We start from the raw sequence: 21927 nt of genomic DNA, 5'->3' as shown, positions 1-21927 counted from the left end.
CTTTTTTATGCTTTTTCACGCTCGTCATCGTAGATTGGCACCCATCCTTCTTTTGTAACAAAGATGCGGACTGCCACCACTTTACGGTCTTCCATTAATGTAAAATAGTGACGCGTGTTAACCGGTACAGAAATCAAATCCCCCGGCTCAAGCTCAACATTAAAAAATTGGCCGTCTTTCGCCTGAATCGCAAAAATACCGTGGCCGCTCACAATAAAACGAACCTCATCATCCGTATGGATATGAATTTTTTGAAAATTCGTCAATAGCTCATCCAGATTTGGCGTGCTGTCTGATAAGGAAATAACATCATGTGCCTCATAGCCGCGGCGCTCTGAAATATCTTTAATTTCCGCGGAAAATACATCAAGCACCTGCTGCTTGTCTTCATCCGTCAACGCGTAATTTTCACGTAAATTTTCGGGAAGTTTCGTAATATCCCAGTTCTCATAAATCACTTCCTGGCCTGTTAAAAAGGCGTCAATTGCATTTTTATCCGTAATACGTTCGCCTGTTTCCTGAAATTGAATCACTGCCATTTGTTCATCTTCCTTTCAACATGAGTAGTTTAATATGCCATGAAAATAAAAATTCATATGCTTCTAAAAATTTCTTCGCTTCAAAGGCATCGCGTCCCCAGACGGTGATTCCGTGATTGCGGATTAATACCGCACCGTTATCTGCACGAACATATTTGCCAAATTCTTTGGCAAGCGTCGGAATGTCCGCATGATTCAGAATAATTGGCACCGTGACCGATGCATTTTCTTCCCAAACGCCGAATGCTTTAATGATTTCCTGGCCGGTAAACGTCACTTCGCCCTCTTCACCGTACAATTCACCGATCACATTATTATCTACTGTATGAACATGTAAACTGCATCCTGCATCCGTTTTTCCATACACTTCCACATGCAAGAGTGTTTCTGCAGACGGTTTGCCGGCAAAACCATCAATGGCGGTACCAGCCGCATCCACAAGCAGAAAATCCTCAGCTGTTTCTTTCCGCTTATCTTTCCCGCTCGCTGTCACGAGAAACGATGCATCGTCCACTTTAATGGACAAATTCCCGCTTGTTCCCGGAAACCAGTCACGCGCCGCCAGCTCCCTCTTTACGTCAGCCAAATCGTTCCATCTTAATTGCAATGTATTCATCCGATACCCTCTTTCACATGATCCAGACAATCATAAAATGTGTCAAACGGCTTGTGGTTCAAACCGAGTTCACGGCATTTATCAAGCAATAAATCCCGTGCGATCACGAAATCCGCCAGTTTCGCGGCTTCGAGATCGGTAATGGAATCACCGATGACAATAATGTCTTTCCCCTTCGCGATCTTCCGTACGATGGATGGCTTACAGCAGCCGCACTCATTATAGCAATGTTCATCACATGAATGCGGCCAATGTATCTGAATGTATTCGCCTGAAAAATCGGCCCGGTTGCAATAAATATGATCCTCCGGTACAAGACCATTCAAAATCGGCTTTACAAAAAAGTCCATCCCGCCGCTCAAAATATAAAGAGGAATGCCGGCATCGCGCGCATACGCCACAAAATCCGCAAACCCCCTACGAATTTTTGCATCATTTAAAATAAATTGAGTAATCTCTTCTTTTTGCGACGATGGAAGGAGCGCAAACATTTTTCCGACACCTTCTTTTATGGAAATACGCTGCGAAAGAACAACTTCTTTCAACTCTTCCCAGCCGTCCGGCGCAAACCGTTTCATAATCGCAATAATGTTATCGTTTTCCGTAATCGTACCATCGAAATCACAGATCAATACCGGATTTTTTATCATTTGCCTGTTCCCCACAATTCGAGTGCGGCGCGCAAATCTTCCCGGTTTTTTGCCGCTTCTTCAAGTGTCCGTCCGGCTGTAACGGCGTCCACTGCCTGACGGAACGCGCGTCCGCCTCCCGCTGCGCCGTTCGGATGCCCGTGTACACCGCCGCCTGCATTAATGATTGAATCGATGCCGAAATCTTCGAATAAAACAGGCACGAGACCCGGATGTATACCGGCGGACGGTACCGGGAATGTCTGTTTATAGATGCTTTCTTCCAGCGCCATTTCCGCTGTTTTTAAAGCCGCTTCCCGCTCAAGTGCAACCGAGCCGTATGGTGACGGGAATAAGGTGAAATCCGCACCGGCCATACGAACAAGCTTGCCTAACATGAGTTCCGTTGAAAAGCCATGATAAGGAGCGGATGTGAACGCACCGGATACAGCGGGATGTGCCATAATCGGAACCGGAATATCGCGGTCTTCCGCGAGCTCCTGCAGCACATCAAGTCCATAAGCGAAGACATTAAATAAATATGCGGTTGCCCCGAGTTCAATACCGCGGCGCGCTTTTTCTTTCAAATCGCTCGTCCGTCCGGTCAAGTTCACCGCGTACAATGCTTTTTTGCCGCTTTCTGCAATCACCTGCTGGCCCAGTTTCAAACGCTCTTCAAACGATGTCAGTTTATTATCGAACAAAATTTCATCGTCTTTGACAATATCAATGCCGCCTTCAAGCTGTGCTCTCAACTGCTTTTCCATGTACGACAGATCGCGGCCGATGACACCTTTAAATATGCTCATCACGAGCGGCCGCCCGTAAACACCGGTCCGTTCACGAATGCCCTCCACTCCGTACTTTGGACCGGGAAACCGCTTTGCCAGATCATGAGAAAAATCAAGATCCATTAAGCGAATGACACCGTCTAATGACAATTTCCCAAAGACAGTCACTAAAATAGCCGGCAAGTCGGCACTGAAGTTTGCAGCAGGATAAGCGATTGTGATATCCGCTTCCTTTCCTTCTGCTGTTTCACGTCCTGTTTCTTGAATGGAAACAACGCCCCCTTTATGCTTTTTGAGCTGTTCCTGTTCAAGGTGCGGCAAGTCGGTCCATGACCCTATCGTGAGGCCCAGCGCAATCCCTTCCGCTTTTTTTTCAAAGTTGCCGTTCCGGTCAAAAAGCCGGTACGTTGCGATCACTTCACTCATGATTTGTTCTCCATTCTGAATACCTACTAGTTTACTAGGATTGTGTCACTTTTCTTCATTTTTGTCAATGAACAGACCGAGCTTTCCAATGCGTTCCACCGCTTCTGCCAGCCGCTTCTCATCGGTCAGGAGACCAACGCGGACGTACCCTTCTCCGTACGCCCCAAACCCGATTCCCGGGGCAGCGACGACATGAGCCTGCTCAAGCAGAATATCCGCAAATTGAGCAGATGTGTAAGGTTTCGGCACAGGCAGCCACGCAAAAAACGAACCGGCCGGAGCAGTGACATTCCAGCCGATTTTCCGGCACGCGTCTATGAAGATGTTACGTCGCCGCTCATACATTGCAGACAGCTCACGCACACAATCCTGTGGACCTGTTAATGCGTCTGCGGCCGCTTGTTGAATGGCACTGAACAAGCTCACATACATATGATCCTGCAATAAATTAATTGCTGAAATCACACTTTTGTTCCCGGCCGCAAAGCCGACACGCCAGCCGGCCATGTTGTATGTTTTCGACAATGTATACACTTCCACACCGGTTTCTTTCGCGCCTTCCGCCTGTAAAAAGCTTGGCGGCTTCTGCCCGTCAAAACCGACACCGCCATAGGCAAAATCGTGAACGACGCAGATATTATGTTTTTTTGCCAGTTCAACCGTCCCGTCAAAGAATGCGGCATCCGCCTGTGCGCCTGTCGGGTTGTTCGGGTAATTCAAAAGCATTAACTTAGCCCGGTCAAGCCGTTCTGCGTCGATCGCTTCATAATCAGGCAAAAATCTATTTTCGGCAGTCAGCGGCATATAGTCCATTCGCGCTCCAGCCAATGCGGCACCAGACCAGTAGTCTGGATAACCTGGGTCCGGTACGAGCATATAATCCCCCTCATTTAAGAGACACATTGGCAGTTCAACGAGCCCCGCTTTTCCCCCAAACAGGATGGCTATTTCCGTTTCCGGATCGAGATCCACGTTATATTCACGCTTGTAAAATTGCGCGGCTGCTTCCTTTAAAAACGGCTGTCCTTGAAACGGCGGGTATCTATGAAAATCAGTCCGGTCTGATGCGTCTTTCAGCGAATCCACAATGTGCTGCGGCGTCGGCTGATCCGGATTTCCCTGCCCGAGATTGATCACATCGTGCCCGGCATTTACATACTGCGCCGCTTTTTTTGTCAATGCCGCAAAAAACTGCTTTGGCAATGTATTTAATAATGTCGATTGTTCAAATTGAATCATTTATACACCTACTTAAAATTTTCTTGCAATTTCAGACATAAATATATATTGTATTAGTCAAATTGTAAATATATTCGGAGGGATGAACATGTCTTCATATGAATCTTTAACGACCGGGTCAGCCGTTTCCCTTGTGAAAAAACTTGGTTTATTCGCTGAATCTGAAACCCTTTCCAGCCGCGAAATCGGTGATGGAAATTTAAATTACGTGTTTCATATAAAAGGTAAAGAAAAAAGTGTCATTGTTAAACAGGCACTGCCATATGCAAAAGTGGTTGGTGAAAGCTGGCCTCTTACTTTAGAACGGGCGGACATTGAAAACCGTGCACTCCGTCTGCAAGGTAAATTTGCACCTGATTATACACCTAAAGTCTACTATTCGGATAAGGATTTAGCCATTACGATTATGGAAGATTTGTCTCACTTGGAGATTGCCCGCACCGGATTCATTAACGGTGAAGATTATCCGCTGATCGCGCAGCACACTGGTGAATTTATCGCTCGGACACTATATTCGACATCTGATTTTGCCATGGGTCCGCAAGAGAAGAAAAAATTACAAAACACGTTCTGCAATCCGGAACTATGTGATATTACGGAAGGGCTTGTGTTTACGGATCCTTTTTTCGATGCTGAAACAAATGATTTTGAAGAGGGCTTGCGGCCGGATGCAGAAAAATTATGGCAGGATTCGAATTTGAAGCTTCATACGGCACAGCTAAAACGGCTATTTTTAACGTCAGGTGATGCTCTTTTGCACGGTGATCTTCATACAGGCAGTATTTTTGCGAGTGAAACAGAAACGAAAATTATTGATCCGGAGTTTGCATTCTATGGTCCGTTTGGGTTCGATATTGCGCATTTTACAGCGAACTTGTTTATGAATGCGTTGTCGCGCGAAGATTCACGCCGTGAGCCGCTGTATGCTCATATTGTGACCGTATGGGATGTGTTTAATCGTGAATTTACCCGTTTATGGAAAGAAAACAACACGGAAGCATTCGCAAAAACAGAAGGCTATCTGGAATGGCTGCTGGCTGATATTTTTGAACAGGCAGCCGGGTTTATGGGACTTGAAATGATCCGACGGACGATCGGACTTGCGCATGTCAAAGATCTGGATGGGATTGAAGATGAGGCGGCACGTCTTCAAGCGAAACAACGGTCACTGGCAATCGGGGCACGCTTTGTTAAAGAGCGTCATCAGTTTACATCTGCTGATCAGCTTGTCTCAGCATTTCAGGAGGGCTTACAATGAATATTCCACAGTCTGTCATTTGGGAGAACGATACGATTCAGCTCTTAGATCAGCGAAAATTGCCCCATGTGACGGAATATTTGACGCTTGAATCCGTTCCCTCCGTGTTTGATGCGATTAAATCACTTGCTGTTCGCGGTGCGCCAGCCATCGGGATCGCGGCGGCGTTCGGTATCGCATTGTCGGCGCTTCGCCACGAGACAAATGATATCCATGAATTGAAAGAGCTTGTGCTTATGGACAGCGGCTATTTATCACAGTCGCGGCCAACAGCGGTAAATTTATTCTGGGCATTGAACCGGATGAATGATGTGGTTGTCCGCTCGAATGCAGCGGAAACGCTGCGTGAAAATGTGCTGGCTGAAGCGCTGGCGATTCAAGCGGAAGATGCGGAAGTTTGCCGTTCGATTGGGGAACATGCACTTGAATTGTTTCAAGAGGGTGACCGGGTTATGACCATTTGCAACGCCGGCTCCATTGCTACCGCAAAATACGGCACGGCTCTCGCTCCGTTCTTTTTAGCAAAAGAACGCGGTATTGATATATCCGTGTTTGCTTGTGAAACGCGTCCTGTTTTCCAGGGTGCTCGTCTCACCACCTGGGAATTAATGCAGGCCGGCGTTGATGTGACGCTTATTGCCGACAGCATGGCGGCGCACACGATGAAGACGAAAAACATTTCGGCTGTCATTACTGGCGCGGACCGGATTGCGGCAAATGGGGCTGCCGCAAACAAAATCGGAACGTTCGGTCTGGCCGTTCTCGCAAAGTCTTTCGGCATTCCATTTTATATCGCGGCGCCGTTGTCGACGTTTGATCTCGACACACCAAATGGGGATGCGATTCCAATTGAGGAACGCGATCCCGCTGAAATTACGCATGTAAACGGGCTGAACGTTGCACCCGATGGCGTAAAAGTGTTTAATCCTGCTTTTGATGTGGCGCCGGCTGAATTCATTACCGGTATCGTAACGGAAAAAGGCGTTATTAAACCGGATGCCGCTGCGATCGCCGCTTTATTTGAATAAATATGCATGATTAAGTTGTCTCATAAGTGCGGATGGCCTTACCAAAAATCCGGCTATAGTAATGATGAAAAGGGTGTCTCAATGAACTTTTGAGGCCCCTTTTTTATTCACATATTCCGATTTGGTCACGTTCATTTTCAATAACTCACGCTTACTTCACTTTGCCCGTGCTCCATGTTTACAGACACTCATATAAAAAAGCCTCCCGCTAATTTCAGGAGACCGTGCGTTTTTACAATGGCAGCGAGGCTAAAATTCCGTTGTACAGCTTCATAAAAATGAGGGCCAGGAGCAGTCCGAAGAAAATCCAGAACAGTGCTTCAAACACAATAATACCGATCATTTGTGGTGTTGTGATATGCGGGCTTAATTTATAGACAAAATAGACAATGTAAGCCATGGACGTTACTGCAAAAATAATCATAATGCCGGCTGCCGATGAGAAGCTGACAAGTGATATAAGACCGCCGATGAAATAAATAACGGCACCGAAACGGGCTTTTTTTAACAGTTCACCTTCCGTGTCATTTGAAAAGAAAAGAAGTGCAAGTTCGTTCGCTGTGTTTGCCAGCAGCTTTAATGTTGCGAAGATCATCGTGAAGAAAAGCATGAGGCCGCCGATCACGACGAGGTTCATTTCTGTTTTTGTAAAAAAATCGAGCATCCCGTTATATAAATTAGCCTTTTTCAGTACATCGACTACAAGAGCCTGTCCATACATTGCAAACGACAGGCTGAAAAGCAAAATAGCTAACAGCGGCATATAGCCGGTTAAATATGAATTTTTCATCAAAATGATTCTCTCCTGTCACAGTCAGTCACTGTTCATTATGCAAGAGGATGGTGATGATGACAAGTGATTTTCGATATTTTTTTGGAAATTAGGTACAGTTTCTGGCAAAATCCGCACAATTTTATTCCTACCTAAAAAATTTTTTTCAGCTAAAATAACTGTATTTCTTCATATTTATTATCAATGATTAACTTTTCAGGAAGATCGGATTATAAGAATGCACAATCATTTTGTTTACGCTATAATTTTAAGCGTGCACTAAACTTTAGGGGGGATTTCATTGTCTTTGCTTCACTGGGCCATTCTCGCTCCTTTTATATTGGCCGCATTCGTTCCTTTTGTGCGAAAAAAAGCACCATCTATACATACAGGCTGGTTCGTTTTCGTTTTACCCGTCGTCCTGTTTGTTTCGTTTCTTCAATACCTTCCTGTAACGATGAATAATGACTCCGTTTCGAAAACGGTTTCTTGGATTCCGTCTCTCGGTATTGACTTCACAGCATATGTTGATGGCCTCAGCCTGCTTTTTGTTCTTCTCATTACCGGAATCGGGGCACTTGTTGTGCTGTACTCCACCTACTATTTGTCAAAAACGAAAGAAAGCCTGCAGCACTTTTACGTTTATTTGCTTATGTTTATGGGGGCCATGCTTGGCGTCGTTTTATCGGATAACGTCATTACACTGTACATGTTCTGGGAATTAACATCTATTTCATCCTTTCTCTTAATCGCTTACTGGTTTGACCGTGATCGTTCCCGTTACGGGGCCATGAAATCGATGCTCATTACTGTATTTGGCGGATTGATGATGCTTGGTGGATTTGCTGTACTGTCGATCATGGGCGGTACATTCAGCATTCGGGAGCTCGCTGCACAGGCCCCAGAATTAAACAACCACCCTCTTTTCTTATTAGCGATGATCTTGATCCTGCTTGGTGCCTTCACAAAGTCCGCGCAGTTTCCATTTTATATCTGGCTGCCTGATGCAATGGAAGCGCCTACTCCGGTCAGCGCGTATTTGCACTCGGCAACGATGGTTAAAGCCGGTATTTATCTCGTCGCCCGTTTCAGTCCGATTTTTGCGTTTTCCAGCTACTGGTTCTGGATTGTTGGCGCTGTTGGATTATTTACTATGGTATGGGCATCCTTTAATGCGGTTAAACAGACCGATTTAAAAGGAATTCTTGCTTTTTCAACAGTCAGTCAGCTCGGATTGATTATGTGCCTTCTCGGAGTTAGTTCCGCAGCTCTTTACTTTGATTCGCTTGATGATAATTTGTACACAGCAGCGGTTATTGCGGCTGTCTTTCATTTAATTAATCACGCAACGTTTAAAGGAAGTCTTTTTATGGTCGTCGGGATTATTGATCATGAAACCGGCACACGTGACATCCGCCGTCTTGGTGGATTGATGAGTTTAATGCCTGTCACGTTTACGCTTTCTGTCATCGGTGCATTTTCCATGGCCGGGCTGCCGCCATTTAACGGTTTCCTTAGTAAAGAAATGTTCTTTTTATCCATGGTACAACTGACAGAGTTGAATTTGTTCCAGCTGGAAACGTGGGGCATGCTTCTCCCTGTCCTTGCCTGGATCGGCAGCGTGTTCACGTTTATTTACAGCATAATCCTTGTATTTAACGTATTCGGCGGGAAATTTCAGCCCGAAAAACTGGAGAAAAAACCGCATGAAGCACCAGCCGGCATGCTGATTTCTCCGATCGTTCTTGCCGCGCTTGTCATCCTATTTGGTTTATTTCCAAACTTGCTGTCTTACAGCTTGATCCAGCCGGCGGCGGCATCCATTGTGCCATCCATTATCCCGGCAGGTGATCAGCTTTACGTAAATATTTATTTTTGGCATGGCATTACAGTGGAATTATTAATGACGATCGGTGTAGTGGCTGTCGGAATTGTTTTGTATAAGTTTTTGCCGAAATGGATCGGTTTGTACGATTATTTCCCGGGAAAAGTCACGCTGAACCAATTTTATAATAGCAGCCTGTATGTGGCGGAACGTGGATCAAATTCACTGACAAAAGCCTACATGACCGGCTTTATCCGCAGCTATCTTGTTTATATATTCGCTTTTTTCATTGCGATTCTTGGTTTTACCATGTGGGCGAAAAATGCGTTCCGGTTTGATGCATCGAATACGGCGCCGATTGGTTTTTATGAAGCCGGGCTGCTCGTTGTGCTTTGTATTTCCATCGTGACGATTTTGATGGCTAAATCCCGCTTAACCTCGATTATTGCACTCGGTGCGGTTGGATACAGTGTATCGCTGTTTTTCGTCATTTTCCGCGCACCGGATCTTGCCTTAACGCAGCTTGTTATTGAGACGGTATCTACTGCTTTGTTCCTGCTTTGCTTCTATCATTTGCCGAAATTGTATCGGCATGAGGAAAAGATCGGCTTCCAGATCGGAAATGCGATCATTGCGGCTGGAGTCGGGATTATCGTCACTTTAATCGGAATATCCGCCCACAGCACGAAATTATTTTCGTCCATTAATGAGTATTACATTGAAAATACGTATTCAAAAGCGGGCGGAGAAAATATGGTCAATGTTATTCTCGTTGACTTCCGCGGGTTCGATACGTTGTTTGAAATTTCGGTACTCTCGGTAGCCGCACTTGGTATTTACGGATTAATTAAATTACGGATGGAGAAAGGCGGCGAGCAGCATGAAAACAAATGATGTGATTTTTCAAACCGTCGCTAAAGTTGTTTTCTTCATGATCATCTTTTTCGCCGTCCGTATTTTTTTCGCTGGTCATTATTATCCAGGCGGCGGATTTGTCGGCGGGTTGCTTACATCAGGCGCAATCGTTCTGTTATTGCTTGCATTTGATATGAAAACAGTGAAGAAAGGGCTCCCGATTGATTTTAAATGCCTGATTGGTCTCGGCTTGCTGTTTGGAGCCGGAACTGCCGCCGGATCTTTATTGTTTAACGTACCTTTTTTTACACATGCGTACGATTATTTTCAACTGCCGCTCTTCGGCAAAACATCGCTTCACACCGCAATGCTGTTCGACCTCGGTGTGTATTTTGTTGTCATTGGTGTAACCATGACCATTATTCAAACGATTGGAGAGAGTGAATAATGGAAATTTTAATGTGCATGATTGCCGGTCTGCTGTTTGCAGCGGCAGTCTATTTAATGCTTTCAAAAAGCTTGCTGCGGATTATTATTGGAACGGGTCTACTGAGTCACGGGACGCATTTAATGCTGCTCACAATGGGCGGATTGAAAACAGGTACTGTGCCTGTTTTAGGAGAAAATGCGGCGGCGTATACGGATCCGATCCCGCAGGCGCTTATTTTAACAGCCATCGTAATCAGCTTCGGTGTTACTGCGGTCTTTCTTGTTATCGCGTACCGCGCGTATCAGGAGCTTGGCACCGACAATATGGATCAATTGAGAGGAACAGAATCGGATGATTAATTTACCAATTTTGCCGATTCTCATTCCTCTTGCCGCTGCGATTGTGTTAATCTTTTTGTCTAAAAGCGTTTCTGCTCAGCGGATCGTATCCGTCATAGCCTCGACTGCAACGGTCATATCGGCCATTATTGTCATGGCTAAAGTGAAATCAGACGGCATTCAAACTGTCGATATGGGCAGCTGGCCGGCTCCGTTCGGCATTACACTCGTATCCGATATGCTCAGCATTTTGCTTGTATTGACGGCTTCTGTCATTACGCTGTGCGTCGTACTCTATTCATTCCGATCCATCGGGAGCGGACGTGAAAATTTTTACTATTATCCCATCGTGCAGTTTTTACTGCTCGGCGTGAATGGTTCGTTCACGACTGGCGATATTTTCAATTTGTTCGTATTCTTCGAGATCATGCTCATGTCGTCTTACGTGCTCATCGTAATTGGCGGGACGAAAATTCAGCTGCGCGAATCCATCAAATACATTCTCGTCAATGTCATTTCATCCGCCATTTTCGTTATTGCCGTTGGTTTTTTGTATTCGGTGACCGGTTCTCTGAACATGGCTCATATCTCAGTGCGTATTTCCGAAATAGGCAGTGAACCGATTATTACGGTTCTCGCTGTACTATTTTTAATCGTATTTGGCTTAAAAGGCGCTATTTTTCCGCTGTATTTTTGGCTGCCGGGATCATATGCGGCACCGCCCGCGCCGATCCTCGCTTTGTTCGGCTCACTTCTGACCAAAGTCGGGATATATGCGATCTTACGGACGTATACACTTTTCTTTTATCACGATCAGCCATTTACGCATGACATTTTGTCTATGCTTGCGTTATTAACCATTGTGGCCGGTGTCATCGGCGCGCTCGCCTATCGTGATGTGAAACAAATTTTAATTTACAATATCATTATCGCTGTCGGCATTCTGCTGTTCGGCATCGCGACGATGACGGAAGAATCAATTGCCGGAACCGTGTTTTATTTAATTCACGATATGATTATCAAAGCCGGATTATTTTTGCTCGGCGGGATTATGATTTATATCGCCGGCACATCGAATTTGAACAAAATGGGCGGCCTTATCCGCCAGTATCCATCGCTTGGATGGACCTTTTTACTTGCTTCGTTTGCACTTGCCGGCATTCCGCCATTGTCAGGTTTTACTGGTAAATTGTTAATCGTCCGCTCCGGATTTGCAGAAAGCGAATATGTCGGGTCAATTATTGTGCTGCTATCCAGTTTAGCGGTTTTATATTCCGTCATAAACTTGTTTATGGCCGTATTCTGGAAAACACCAGAAACGCCGCTGCCCGACGTGAAAAAACGGACAGGCTTACTGTTTGTCCCAGCAGCTGCGCTCGTCGTCCTATCTGTTTTATACGGTGTTGGAACTGAAGCGGTATATCCTTATGTGATGCAGGCTGTTGACGCCCTCATCCAACCGGAAATCTACATCGACGCCGTGTTAAAGGAGTAGATGGTATGTCCTTTCAAATTTTATTAAATGTATTTTTAGCGTTTCTCTGGATGTTTTTTCAAATGTCATTCAGCGCCCGCACATTCATAATTGGCTATTTATTGGGCTTAATCGTTATGATCGGAATGCGCCGTTTTTTCAGACACCGTTTTTACCTCCACCGGGTGTGGGCCGTGATCTATTTGTTTTTCCTTTTCTTGTTCGAATTGATTAAAGCAAATATCGACGTGCTTAAATTGGTTCTTCGTCCAAAGTTGAATATGCGTCCAGGTATTTTCGCTCTTGAAACAGAATTAAAATCGGATTGGGAAATAACCTTGCTGTCAAACTTAATTACATTGACTCCAGGTACACTTGTGATCGATGTTTCAGATGACAATAAAACATTGTACATTCATGCGATTGATATCGGCGAAGTATCGGAAGCGGTCGACAGCATTAAAAACTCGTTTGAAAAAGCCATTATGGAGGTGAGCCGGGGATGATCGACATCGCTTTAAAATTATCACTTATCATACTGGCCATCGCCATGCTCGGGCTTGTTTACCGTCTCGTCAAAGGACCCACAACACCAGACCGAATTGTGGCGCTTGATGCGATGGGTGTCAATCTCGTTTCCATCGCCGCTGTTCTCTCGATGATTCTCAATACGAGCAACTTTTTAGACATCATTTTGCTCATTGCGATTTTGGCGTTTATCGGAACGGTTGCTTACGCGAAGTTTTTGGAAAAAGGAGAAGTGATCGAATATGACCGTAATCAGTGACATTATTATTGTGTTTCTGCTGCTTGCAGGCGCGTTTTTAAGTCTCGTCGCGGCGTTCGGTGTTATCCGTCTTCCGGATGTGTATACACGCAACCACGCGGCGTCTAAGAGTGCTACACTCGGCGTTATGTTCATTTTACTCGGCACATTTATTTTCTTTCTTGCCAAGGACGGTTTTTTCAGCTCCCGCCTCCTTCTCGGCATTGCTTTCTTTTTTATCACCGCACCGGTAGCCGGCCACCTAATCAGCCGCGCCGCCTACAATTCCGGTGTGAAAATGTGGGATAAAAGTGTCCGTGATGACCTGAAAAATAAAAAATAACCTTAAATGGGTGTCAGGAAAATGTGCTTTCCTGACACCCTTTTTTACTCATATAACGTCTCTTCTTTTTCCCCATTTTCTTTATAGATGGCTAAAATGCCATCATGTTCTCTCACGTATTCCTTTACGTTTGTCAGCAGCTCCTGCTTCTTATCTCCAGAGAGGATTTTTCTCTTTCCATCTTTTTTCATTAAACACCAGCCGTCATCTTTTGATTTTACTTCATAATGCGGTCTCCCCGTCTCTTCTTTTCCAACAGAACTGCGTGCCCGGTCAATCGCAATGGCAATCGATCTACCTTCTTCGTAACCATCTTCAAGAAGTGCATTGGCGATTTCAATCGCTTTACGGCGAACAGCATCTGGCAGATTCTTCATCGAATCAGGATAGTCATTTTTGTTCCAAGGCATCAAAAATCCCTCCTTCATCGAAAATTTTCCCCGCTGAGCATTTGATAAACGTTATTTTTTCTGTACGACAGCCACCGTACAGCGTGACAGGCAAATGAGCGCCCCGTCCTCATCCGTTATTTTAATAGTCCAGACCATCGTTGTCCGGCCCCGGTGATCGATTTCAGCAGTTGCAGTAACGATACCGTCACGTTTTGATTTTATGTGATTCGCGTTTATTTCCAGCCCGAAACATAATTCCTTTTCATGGTCAATGAGCAGTGCCGCACCAACACTGGCAGCTGACTCTGCAAGAGCAACAGAAGCACCTCCATGCAAATACCCGAATGGCTGGCGGGTCCGTTCATCTACCGGCATCGTCATCACAACACGCCCTTCTGTCATTTCAACCATTTCTATGCCAAGCGCTTCCACCAGTGTTCCTTCTGTTTTAAAGTCCATTTCCCATTCCCCCTTATCAAAATAAAAGCGCCCGGTCCTATACGAAACGGGCGCTTTACTTACAGCACCATCGCTGCAATCCATCCAAAAACAATGACTGATATATTATAATGTAAAAATGTCGGGACAACCGTATCCCAAATATGATCATGCTGCCCATCCGCATTTAAGCCGGACGTCGGCCCAAGCGTACTATCTGAAGCCGGTGAACCGGCATCTTCAAGTGCTCCCGCCGTTCCGACAAGGGCAATGGCCGCCATCGGGCTGAAACCAAGTTCAAGCGCAAGCGGAACGAAAATGGTGGCAATTATGGGAACAGTTGAAAATGAGGAGCCAATTCCCATTGTAACAAGAAGCCCGACAACGAGCATTAAAAGCGCACCGAGAGGACGATTGCCGCCAATGGCTGCCGCCGAATTTTCAACGAGAGTTTCAACGTCTCCTGTTGCACCCATCACACTCGCAAAACCGGATGCTGCAATCATGACAAATCCGATAAATGCCATCATGCGCATCCCATTCGTTAACAATTGATCCGCTTCATTCCAGCGAATCGCCCTGAAAATATACAAGGCGATGATACCTGCCAGTGCGCCAAATACCATTGACTCCGTCCAGAGCTGGGTGGCAAGTGCTTCTGATTCAACCTGAACCGGCAACTGAGATTCATCATAATCACGCGGCTTCCGGTACTTGATTCATTTCCACTTCTAGACCACTTTCAGCCATATTCGTTACAATAATTTAATGGAAAATCTGTCCGAATCCAACCGGCAAAAGCATGTAGGGCGTGACAAGACCAAACGTTAAAACACTTGCCGTTAAACGGCGGTCAATCCGCAGCTCATTCATAATTTTAAGAAGCGGCGGGATTAACAACGGAATAAACGCGATGTGCACAGGCACGACGTTTTGTGAAAAACAAGCCATGATTAAAATGACCAATAAAATGAATGCTTTCGGCAATTTTTTGGAACGAGCTTCTTCTTTTTTGCCGATCAATTTTAAAACAAAATCAACGAGGGCTTCCGGCAGACCTGTATGTGAAATGGCGACTGCAAATCCGCCCAGCATAGCATAACTAAGCGCTACATTCGCGCCGCCGCCAACCCCTTCCGAAAAAGCGGCGATTGTTCCTTCCAATCCGAGCCCGCCGATCAATCCGCCTAATAATGCACCGGTAATCAGTGAAAAGACCACATTGACGCGGAGCAGGCTGAGTACGAGCATGATGATAACAGCAGTGACAACTGCATTCATGACGATATTCCTCCTACACTTTACTATATTAAAATACTAAAGAATCGTTTACACAATAGCAAACCGCCTGTCCGCTTGTCAATGCTTTTTAAGATAACGCTAAAATGGCCAGTGTGCGCGTCATAACGCCCGGTGACATTTCAGCGCTCCCGGCGATATCGAGATGCACCCATGGTGTCTCCTCCGCAAATTCACCGATAAAGCCGCCGCCCATAATCGCGTGTCCATCCCGTCCGGGCGAATTATTCAAATCCGCTACATCACTTTGGCGAATCCGCTTTTTATCGAATTCCGTGAGCGGCAGCTGCCAAATAAATTCCCCCGCTTCATGCGATGCTTCAAGCACTTGTTCAAAAAATGGCTCGTTATTCGTCAGTGCGCCTGTTTTATCTTTGCCGAGGGCAATAATGACGCCGCCTGTCAACGTCGCAACATCCACAATCCTGCCCGCCCGCTGCTGTTTTGCATATGTAATGGCATCCGCCAATATGAGCCGCCCTTCTGCATCTGTATTTTTAACTTCAATGGTTTTGCCTGACAGCGACGTGATCACATCATCCGGTTTAAATGCATGGCCGCTGATCACATTGTCAGTTGCCGGAATGACTGCCATAACCGGCTGATCTGGCCGCAGTTCGCCGATGATTTCCATGGCACCCAGTACTGCCGCCGCTCCCGCCATATCCGTTTTCATACCGACGATCCCATCTTTTGATTTGATTGAGTAGCCGCCTGTGTCAAATGTCACGCCTTTGCCGACAAACGTAAGCACATCATTCCAGTCCTCATTCGGCTTGTATTTAAGTGTAATCATTTTTGGCGGGGCAGCCGAACCCTGTGCGACCGCGAGAAATGACCCCATCCCTATTTTCTCCATGTCCTCCCGCTCTAAAATTTCAATATCGAACCCGTATTGATCCGCCAATTGTTGTGCATGATGGGCGAGATCAGACGCAGTCATCATGTTTGGCGGTGTGGCCGTAAGCCGCCTTGCTGTATTTGTCCCGCCGGCCATTGCTCGGCCGACTTCACATGCCGCTTTTACTTCCACCGCATCTGCTTCTGTCCACACATCAATCGATTTTAATATTTTTTCCGGTTCGTTGCCTGGCGTGCGGTAGCCTGAATAGTGAAAGCGTGCCATGAAAAAAGCTTCAAAAATTGCTTTGGCTGCTTCAACAGCTGTCACATTCTCATTAACAAATGAATCAAGCGCGACAGCAATCGATTCGAGGCCGTAGGTTTCTGACTGCTTCGCGGCAATCGTTACCGCTTCGTGAATCGTGTGAAAATCCGCTTCTTTTTCTTTCCCAAGCCCTGCAAACACGATACGCTTCGTTTGAATTTGACTCATTGTCGGGATAACGGCCGCCTGTCCTTTTTTTGCAGAAAGGTCGCCATTTTTAACAAGGCCGGTAAGATTTCCTTGAAAGGATTCATCAAGTGTTTTCAGAACGCCTTCAAATTTCAATGGCTTGTCGAATAGTCCAACGAGGAGTGCGTCCGCATTTGTTTCAGTGAATGGTCCGTTTTTAATTGTAAACATATTGATCACCTCACGTGTTATTATAGTAGAAAATGCAGGAGTGATGCAGAATTTGAGGATTGTGTCGATTTGTCCAAGCAATACGGAGGTTTGCGAATATTTAGGGATAGACGATAAAATTGTGGGTGTCGATGACTTTTCGGATTTGGAGCGCGTAAGACTTGGCCCGGATTTAGCCATTGATATAGAAAAGCTTGAATCATTGAAACCGGATGTGGTGCTGGCATCACTCAGTGTGCCGGGAATGGAGAATAATGTGGCAGAGCTTGAACGGCGGAAGATTCCACATATTGTGACGAATCCCCATTCTCTCGATGACATCGGCGCATCGATCAGACAAATAGCAGATTCATGCGGGGTGGACGGTGCTTCTGCAAGTGAGCGGTGGCATCAGTCGCTCGAATCTTATCGCATACGCAAATGGAATCAACGTGTGCACGTGTACTGGGAATGGTGGCCCAAGCCCTTGTTCACCCCGGGGCGTACCAATTGGCTGACCGAAATGAGCGCGCTTTGTGGAGCGGAAAATGTCTTTGCGGATCATGAAGAAGCCAGCGTGCAGACAGACTGGGAAACGGTTCTCTCAAAAAAACCGGATGTCCTTTTTCTCGCGTGGGTCGGAGTCATGACGGAAAAAGTCAACATCGGTGTGGTGAAAAAGCGGCCGGGATATAATGGCCTGCCAATTCATGTGATGGAAGAGAAATACTTTTGCCGGCCGTCGCCGCAGCTGCTTGCCGGGCTTGAAAAATTAGATCAAGTAATGAAAAAAATCCGCTCATAAAAAAGAACCTTCAGGTGCCTCCCTGAAGGTTTTCTTTAAAACATTTGATAGCCTTTTGCACGGAGAAGCCGCATAACAAATCCGCTTACGACCGCGCCGAGAAAGCCGCATAATAATATCGTATTATCAACCGGCTGCAGTCCAACGATCCGCTCTCCGAGAATACGAAATGATTCACCGGCATTAAATATGTAGTCAAACGAACTGATGCCATCGACAATGGCAATCGTGACGAGCGGATAAATGAACGCCATAATCCAGGTCATCCGGAGCAGCATGTTTAAAATAAACCCGATGCCGAAAAAAAGCACAAAAAAGAGCAATGACGACACGAGCACAGTTGCGATATGCATGAAACGATTCCCCCTAAACTCATTACTTTTAGTTTACTGAACCGCCGCTGAAAGGTCAATGAACGAAAATGTGACAAAAAAGAAATGCGTAAGGTGCCTGTGTATCGGCGACAAGCATAAGACGATCACTGGCGAGGCGCTTTTTCCCTCCAGAAGGGATTGGCTTATGACCTCGAGCCGATGGCGCCTGGAGCTGGACAAAAAACACCTGCAGCGAGGGGGGTCACTGCCGGTGTTTTGCAAAAGTATTTCCGATTCTTCTTCACCTAAAGACGGAAATAATCTTTTCTTTAATTAAGATAACCATTTTCGACTACTTTTATTAGTATATTAATTTACCAAAAATGTAAATATCAAATGAAAAATCGGTATGAGGTGTAGCCAAACTGCGGACCCGGGTCTGGAATCTCCGGGCAGCCAAGTCCTGCAGTCACAAACAAATTCACAATGCTGCGAAGCAAAACGGATGTGTCCGGACTTTCTTCAAGCTCCGCTGCCGACATCCAGCGAGCATCAAGCAGTTCTCCTTCGTGGGCCGCCGGCTCTTTTTCTTTATCGGGCGTCATTTGAAAAATGATCATCGTATCACTCACATCATGGCGGATCACGCCAGACCGAATCCCTGCCACACCGCATACTGTCGCATCGATTCCTGTTTCCTCTTTCACTTCACGCACTGCCGCTTCATCTGCTCTTTCTCCCGCATCAACAAAGCCGGCAGGCAGCGACCACTGTCCCTTTAAGCCGCCATATCCTTTTTTAACAACGAGCCAGCGTCCTTCGCTGTCAATCACAATGCCAGCTGCTGCTAACCAAACTTTTCCCCTTTTCACCGGATCTCTTCCCTTCTGATAAAGAAAAAAACTCCGAATAAATATCCGGAGCTTTCATATCCATTTACATTAAAGTACGTTAAATTTACCTTTTTTCAGCACAAGAGATGGACCACCGATTAGGAAGAGCGCGCGGTTATCAACCATTTTCTTCATAAATGATGCTTTTGTGCCAGTAAGTTTCTTGTCGAATACAACGCCGATTGCATCGTCATCACCAAGAGAGCAAACTGTTCCTTTAAGGTGAGGCGTAAATGTTTCAAGGTCGCCTTCGCCTTTTACAAGTTTCACGATGTTGCGGGCACATGTTTCCCCTTGCTGCATCGCGATTTGTGCTGTCGGCGGATACGGACGGTTGATTTCTTCATTGATGATCAGTGAGCAGTCACCAATGACGAAAATGTCATCATGGTTTGGCGCACGAAGATCAGGATTTACTTTTACGCGTGCGCGCATGTTTTCAATGCCTGATTTTTCGATGATGCTGCTTCCGCGGACGCCCGCAGCCCATACAACTGTACCTGCTTTAATTTCTTCTGTTTCATCTTCGTCTTTTGCGACGATAATGCCTGTCTCTGTTGCGCCTTTGATCGGCGTGCCGATTTTGAACTCGACGCCTTTTTTCTCAAGCTGTGCCACTGCGTATTTCACAAGCTCCGGATCGAAGCCAGGAAGAACCATCGGCGCTGCTTCTACACAGTAAATGCGGACTTTTGAATAATCGATGTCATATTCTTTGCAAAGCTCTGGAACACGGTTCGCAAGCTCGCCAAGGAATTCGATGCCTGTGAAGCCGGCGCCGCCGACAACAAACGTCAAACGCTCTTCTTTTTTCTCTTCTTCATTTGCATATGTAGCAAACTGGAATTCAATATGATCACGGAGCTGACGTGCTGTGTTCACGTTTGATATAGTGAAAGCGTGTTCTTTCAGTCCTTCAATGCCGAACGTTTCAGACTCGCCGCCAAGTGCCACCACGAGGTAATCGTAATCAACTTCTCCCGTGTTCAAAATAACTTTCTTTTCTTCAGGCTTAATGTCCTGAACTTCCGCGCGGATAAATTCCACTTTGCTGCGGTTGATTACAGCATCCACATCGTAACGGACACGGTCATGATGCAATGTCCCGGCAGAAGCTTCATGAAGCCATGTTGTTTCATAGTGGTAATCATTTTTATTTACAAGCACAATGTTTGCTTCGTCAACAGACAATGCTTTTTGAAGACGGGTTACGGTAACAAGACCGCCATAACCGGCGCCCAATACTACAATTTTCGGCTTTCTCACTGTCATCTTTATCCACCTCTATTAAAATATTCGGTAAAGAATGTGATATTCTTCACGTATGGTTATAAAAAAACATGTTTCATTTTGACACAAAATGTTAACAATGTGCACAACTAGTTTTATCATAGACGTTTTGACATCGTTTTTCAAGTTATTTTGCCAACTAATTTCAGACAGGACTTGGTCTGAAAAGTTCTGTCTAATAAAGAAAAAAGAGCAGCGGGAGGTCACTCATTAAAAAATTGGGAGCTTGCGAAAGAGAAAAATTCCATTACTGTCAAGGTATTTACGCAGCTGGGAAAACGCTGCATATGAGGGAAACATAAAACGAATCGCCACTGGATGGGTGAAGCGTTAACGGCTGTGAATAACACAAAATCCTATATTGACCCATCAGTAAAAGTCCAGCCTTTGCACAATACTTGCCTGTTTTAAGTCAGTTAGTGCGGGTAAACTAACAATAAAAAGGGTGATTGACTATGAATGTGCTCGTTATTGGCGCCGCCGGTCATACAGGCCGTCTCGCCGTCAGCAGCCTGGCTGAAAACATTCAGCATCATGTAAAAGCAATGGTCAGAAAAACAGATCAAATGCGGGAGATGGAAAAGTTAGGCGCAAAGCCTGTTTTGGCCGATCTGGAGCAGGATTTCAGCTATGCGATAAATGATGTAAATGCCATTATTTTTGCTGCCGGTTCAGGCTCTTCAACCGGTCATGATAAAACCATTGCCGTTGACCGCGACGGCGCGATAAAAGCGGTGAATTTAGCTGTTCAGCACGGGATTACACGATTTATTATGCTCAGTTCTATGGGAGCTGACCGTCCGGATGCCGCTTCTGAATTTATTCGTCATTATCTTGAAGCGAAATACGCGGCAGATGCCCATTTAATGAAAAGCGGGTTGAATTATACCATTGTCCGGCCCGGATGTTTAACAAATGACTCCCCTTCTGGAAAAGTGGCGGCGGCTGTACAAATTGCTGACCGAACCGGAACCATTTCCCGCGCAGATGTGGCAGAAGTACTCGTACAATGCTTACTCGTTCACGAAACAGAAGGCCGCATTTTTGAAATCGTTTCCGGCGATGTCCCAATAGGAGAAGCATTGAGACAAATTTGATGAAAAAACCGGCTGTGTGCCGGTTTTTTCATAGGTGAATTTTTGTTTTCCTTGACCAATTTAAAAACCGTCCAGCCTCCGCCGGACGGTTTTCTTCTGGCTAACCAGCCATTTCTATTTGTTCTTCTTAAAAATTGCCGATTAAAAAATTGGTTATTGTTCATATTAGTAAAAAACAAAAAATGAGGTGGTTTTTGTGTATGATATGATCATGCTCCAATTTATCATTGCGTTCTTTATCGTTTTCTATGTTGCCATCCCGGCTGCTGTCATTTTACTGACGCTGAAAAATAAAAAAAGATACTAACCGCAAAACTTTATTTCATTTGCCGCTAAAAAACGATCTTCTTTTATCGAGTTCCAATGAACCGGTAAAGAAGATCGTAAATAGAATAACTTTTTTTAATGATTAGCTTCAGCAGTTCTCCGGTGTTCCCGCTTCTGTTGCTGTTCAGAAGGATGAACCGCAGCCGCATGATGCGATGGCGTTCGGATTGTCAATCGTAAATTATGCGGTATACGATCGAAGCCCCAAACGCTAACTTAACCGGATTTTCGCGATA

The 21927-nt window shown here is 45.6% G+C and carries 23 protein-coding genes and 1 pseudogene; 11 read left to right on the top strand and 13 right to left on the bottom strand.

Translation table 11 applies throughout. The features are described from left to right. Positions 1-5 precede the first annotated feature (5 nt). The 5 genes from BTO30_RS03125 to BTO30_RS03105 are packed head-to-tail and all read right to left on the bottom strand — an operon-like array spanning position 6 to position 4240. Positions 6-539 (bottom strand): cupin domain-containing protein, encoded by a 534-nt coding sequence (locus BTO30_RS03125; protein WP_075397263.1) that lies wholly within the window; start codon positions 537-539, stop codon positions 6-8. 4 nt (positions 540-543) lie between these two features. Beyond that, entirely contained in the window at positions 544-1155 is a 612-nt protein-coding gene (locus BTO30_RS03120) for a methylthioribulose 1-phosphate dehydratase (RefSeq protein WP_075397262.1), read from the bottom strand. Next, a complete protein-coding gene (locus BTO30_RS03115; protein WP_075397261.1) occupies positions 1152-1805 on the bottom strand; it encodes a 2-hydroxy-3-keto-5-methylthiopentenyl-1-phosphate phosphatase in 654 nt (217 codons plus the stop codon). The genes BTO30_RS03120 and BTO30_RS03115 overlap by 4 nt, the downstream gene beginning before the upstream one ends. After that, a complete protein-coding gene (locus BTO30_RS03110) occupies positions 1802-3001 on the bottom strand; it encodes a 2,3-diketo-5-methylthiopentyl-1-phosphate enolase (protein WP_075397260.1) in 1200 nt (399 codons plus the stop codon). Before BTO30_RS03110 ends, BTO30_RS03115 begins: the two co-directional genes overlap by 4 nt. 45 nt (positions 3002-3046) lie before the next feature. Beyond that, positions 3047-4240 carry a pyridoxal phosphate-dependent aminotransferase gene (locus BTO30_RS03105; RefSeq protein ID WP_075397259.1) on the bottom strand — a complete coding sequence of 398 codons (1194 nt, stop codon included), beginning with the start codon at positions 4238-4240 and terminating at the stop codon, positions 3047-3049. An 88-nt stretch (positions 4241-4328) separates the two neighbouring features. Between BTO30_RS03105 and mtnK the strand changes: the two genes are divergently transcribed. Both mtnK and mtnA read left to right on the top strand, forming a co-directional pair. Then, positions 4329-5498 carry an S-methyl-5-thioribose kinase gene (gene mtnK, locus BTO30_RS03100; RefSeq protein WP_425429439.1) on the top strand — a complete coding sequence of 390 codons (1170 nt, stop codon included), beginning with the start codon at positions 4329-4331 and terminating at the stop codon, positions 5496-5498. Next, on the top strand, positions 5495-6526 hold the full coding sequence (mtnA, locus tag BTO30_RS03095; RefSeq protein ID WP_075397257.1) for an S-methyl-5-thioribose-1-phosphate isomerase: 1032 nt from the start codon (positions 5495-5497) through the stop codon (positions 6524-6526). Before mtnK ends, mtnA begins: the two co-directional genes overlap by 4 nt. Positions 6527-6758: 232 nt before the next feature. On the opposite strand, the gene BTO30_RS03090 is transcribed toward mtnA, so the two are convergent. Further along, complete coding sequence (locus BTO30_RS03090) at positions 6759-7316, bottom strand: DUF5366 family protein (RefSeq protein WP_075397279.1); 558 nt, start codon at positions 7314-7316, stop codon at positions 6759-6761. A gap of 283 nt (positions 7317-7599) precedes the next feature. Between BTO30_RS03090 and BTO30_RS03085 the strand changes: the two genes are divergently transcribed. From BTO30_RS03085 to mnhG, 7 genes are read left to right on the top strand one after another with little or no spacing between them, the layout of a single operon-like run. Further along, positions 7600-10017, top strand: coding sequence for a Na+/H+ antiporter subunit A (locus BTO30_RS03085; RefSeq protein WP_075397256.1), 2418 nt, complete (start codon positions 7600-7602; stop codon positions 10015-10017). Next, positions 10004-10426 carry a Na(+)/H(+) antiporter subunit B gene (locus BTO30_RS03080; protein WP_075397255.1) on the top strand — a complete coding sequence of 141 codons (423 nt, stop codon included), beginning with the start codon at positions 10004-10006 and terminating at the stop codon, positions 10424-10426. The genes BTO30_RS03085 and BTO30_RS03080 overlap by 14 nt, the downstream gene beginning before the upstream one ends. Continuing rightward, positions 10426-10767, top strand: a complete 342-nt coding sequence (locus BTO30_RS03075) for a Na(+)/H(+) antiporter subunit C (protein ID WP_075397254.1) — start codon at positions 10426-10428, stop codon at positions 10765-10767. The genes BTO30_RS03080 and BTO30_RS03075 overlap by 1 nt, the downstream gene beginning before the upstream one ends. Beyond that, positions 10760-12241 (top strand): Na+/H+ antiporter subunit D, encoded by a 1482-nt coding sequence (locus BTO30_RS03070; protein WP_075397253.1) that lies wholly within the window; start codon positions 10760-10762, stop codon positions 12239-12241. Before BTO30_RS03075 ends, BTO30_RS03070 begins: the two co-directional genes overlap by 8 nt. 5 nt (positions 12242-12246) lie before the next feature. After that, entirely contained in the window at positions 12247-12726 is a 480-nt protein-coding gene (locus BTO30_RS03065) for a Na+/H+ antiporter subunit E (RefSeq protein ID WP_075397252.1), read from the top strand. Further along, complete coding sequence (locus tag BTO30_RS03060; protein WP_075397251.1) at positions 12723-13007, top strand: Na(+)/H(+) antiporter subunit F1; 285 nt, start codon at positions 12723-12725, stop codon at positions 13005-13007. Before BTO30_RS03065 ends, BTO30_RS03060 begins: the two co-directional genes overlap by 4 nt. Beyond that, positions 12991-13329, top strand: a complete 339-nt coding sequence (mnhG, locus tag BTO30_RS03055) for a monovalent cation/H(+) antiporter subunit G (RefSeq protein ID WP_075397250.1) — start codon at positions 12991-12993, stop codon at positions 13327-13329. Before BTO30_RS03060 ends, mnhG begins: the two co-directional genes overlap by 17 nt. A gap of 44 nt (positions 13330-13373) precedes the next feature. Here mnhG and BTO30_RS03050 read toward each other — a convergent pair whose 3' ends face one another. The 4 genes and pseudogenes from BTO30_RS03050 to BTO30_RS03035 all read right to left on the bottom strand — a co-directional run bounded on the left by BTO30_RS03050 (position 13374) and on the right by BTO30_RS03035 (position 16986). Further along, positions 13374-13739 carry a DUF2188 domain-containing protein gene (locus BTO30_RS03050; RefSeq protein ID WP_075397249.1) on the bottom strand — a complete coding sequence of 122 codons (366 nt, stop codon included), beginning with the start codon at positions 13737-13739 and terminating at the stop codon, positions 13374-13376. A gap of 51 nt (positions 13740-13790) precedes the next feature. Further along, a complete protein-coding gene (locus BTO30_RS03045; protein ID WP_075397248.1) occupies positions 13791-14180 on the bottom strand; it encodes a hotdog fold thioesterase in 390 nt (129 codons plus the stop codon). A 59-nt stretch (positions 14181-14239) separates the two neighbouring features. Beyond that, positions 14240-15440: pseudogene (locus tag BTO30_RS03040) on the bottom strand (Na+/H+ antiporter family protein). 88 nt (positions 15441-15528) lie between these two features. Then, positions 15529-16986 (bottom strand): leucyl aminopeptidase, encoded by a 1458-nt coding sequence (locus BTO30_RS03035; RefSeq protein ID WP_075397247.1) that lies wholly within the window; start codon positions 16984-16986, stop codon positions 15529-15531. 43 nt (positions 16987-17029) lie between these two features. Between BTO30_RS03035 and BTO30_RS03030 the strand changes: the two genes are divergently transcribed. Beyond that, the gene (locus BTO30_RS03030; protein ID WP_342743374.1) at positions 17030-17770 is read left to right on the top strand and encodes a cobalamin-binding protein; all 741 of its coding nucleotides are present in this window, start codon (positions 17030-17032) and stop codon (positions 17768-17770) included. 35 nt (positions 17771-17805) lie between these two features. Here the strand turns inward: BTO30_RS03030 and BTO30_RS03025 are convergent, their stop codons facing one another. The 3 genes from BTO30_RS03025 to BTO30_RS03015 form a co-directional block, all read right to left on the bottom strand. Continuing rightward, the gene (locus BTO30_RS03025) at positions 17806-18123 is read right to left on the bottom strand and encodes a YuiB family protein (RefSeq protein WP_075397245.1); all 318 of its coding nucleotides are present in this window, start codon (positions 18121-18123) and stop codon (positions 17806-17808) included. Between the two features lie 353 nt (positions 18124-18476). After that, positions 18477-18956 (bottom strand): NUDIX domain-containing protein, encoded by a 480-nt coding sequence (locus BTO30_RS03020; protein ID WP_075397244.1) that lies wholly within the window; start codon positions 18954-18956, stop codon positions 18477-18479. Between the two features lie 69 nt (positions 18957-19025). Then, a complete protein-coding gene (locus tag BTO30_RS03015) occupies positions 19026-20243 on the bottom strand; it encodes an NAD(P)/FAD-dependent oxidoreductase (protein ID WP_075397278.1) in 1218 nt (405 codons plus the stop codon). Positions 20244-20722: 479 nt separating this feature from the next. Between BTO30_RS03015 and BTO30_RS03010 the strand changes: the two genes are divergently transcribed. Further along, entirely contained in the window at positions 20723-21364 is a 642-nt protein-coding gene (locus tag BTO30_RS03010; RefSeq protein ID WP_075397243.1) for an SDR family oxidoreductase, read from the top strand. Positions 21365-21927 lie beyond the last annotated feature (563 nt).

This window comes from Domibacillus antri (genome assembly GCF_001936625.1).
Lineage (GTDB): Bacteria > Bacillota > Bacilli > Bacillales > Domibacillaceae > Domibacillus > Domibacillus antri.
The sequence above is the reverse complement of the archived record's forward strand: the minus strand, read 5'-3'. Positions and strand labels throughout refer to the sequence as shown.

Bases quoted from the DNA above. Each gene is read 5' to 3' on its own strand.
- BTO30_RS03125 (WP_075397263.1), bottom strand. From the start codon at position 539: ATGGCAGTGATTCAATTTCAGGAAACAGGCGAACGTATTACGGATAAA.
- BTO30_RS03120 (WP_075397262.1), bottom strand. From the start codon at position 1,155: ATGAATACATTGCAATTAAGATGGAACGATTTGGCTGACGTAAAGAGG.
- BTO30_RS03115 (WP_075397261.1), bottom strand. From the start codon at position 1,805: ATGATAAAAAATCCGGTATTGATCTGTGATTTCGATGGTACGATTACG.
- BTO30_RS03110 (WP_075397260.1), bottom strand. From the start codon at position 3,001: ATGAGTGAAGTGATCGCAACGTACCGGCTTTTTGACCGGAACGGCAAC.
- BTO30_RS03105 (WP_075397259.1), bottom strand. From the start codon at position 4,240: ATGATTCAATTTGAACAATCGACATTATTAAATACATTGCCAAAGCAG.
- mtnK (WP_425429439.1), top strand. From the start codon at position 4,329: ATGTCTTCATATGAATCTTTAACGACCGGGTCAGCCGTTTCCCTTGTG.
- mtnA (WP_075397257.1), top strand. From the start codon at position 5,495: ATGAATATTCCACAGTCTGTCATTTGGGAGAACGATACGATTCAGCTC.
- BTO30_RS03090 (WP_075397279.1), bottom strand. From the start codon at position 7,316: ATGAAAAATTCATATTTAACCGGCTATATGCCGCTGTTAGCTATTTTG.
- BTO30_RS03080 (WP_075397255.1), top strand. From the start codon at position 10,004: ATGAAAACAAATGATGTGATTTTTCAAACCGTCGCTAAAGTTGTTTTC.
- BTO30_RS03075 (WP_075397254.1), top strand. From the start codon at position 10,426: ATGGAAATTTTAATGTGCATGATTGCCGGTCTGCTGTTTGCAGCGGCA.
- BTO30_RS03070 (WP_075397253.1), top strand. From the start codon at position 10,760: ATGATTAATTTACCAATTTTGCCGATTCTCATTCCTCTTGCCGCTGCG.
- BTO30_RS03065 (WP_075397252.1), top strand. From the start codon at position 12,247: ATGTCCTTTCAAATTTTATTAAATGTATTTTTAGCGTTTCTCTGGATG.
- BTO30_RS03060 (WP_075397251.1), top strand. From the start codon at position 12,723: ATGATCGACATCGCTTTAAAATTATCACTTATCATACTGGCCATCGCC.
- mnhG (WP_075397250.1), top strand. From the start codon at position 12,991: ATGACCGTAATCAGTGACATTATTATTGTGTTTCTGCTGCTTGCAGGC.
- BTO30_RS03050 (WP_075397249.1), bottom strand. From the start codon at position 13,739: ATGCCTTGGAACAAAAATGACTATCCTGATTCGATGAAGAATCTGCCA.
- BTO30_RS03045 (WP_075397248.1), bottom strand. From the start codon at position 14,180: ATGGACTTTAAAACAGAAGGAACACTGGTGGAAGCGCTTGGCATAGAA.
- BTO30_RS03035 (WP_075397247.1), bottom strand. From the start codon at position 16,986: ATGTTTACAATTAAAAACGGACCATTCACTGAAACAAATGCGGACGCA.
- BTO30_RS03030 (WP_342743374.1), top strand. From the start codon at position 17,030: ATGCAGAATTTGAGGATTGTGTCGATTTGTCCAAGCAATACGGAGGTT.
- BTO30_RS03025 (WP_075397245.1), bottom strand. From the start codon at position 18,123: ATGCATATCGCAACTGTGCTCGTGTCGTCATTGCTCTTTTTTGTGCTT.
- BTO30_RS03010 (WP_075397243.1), top strand. From the start codon at position 20,723: ATGAATGTGCTCGTTATTGGCGCCGCCGGTCATACAGGCCGTCTCGCC.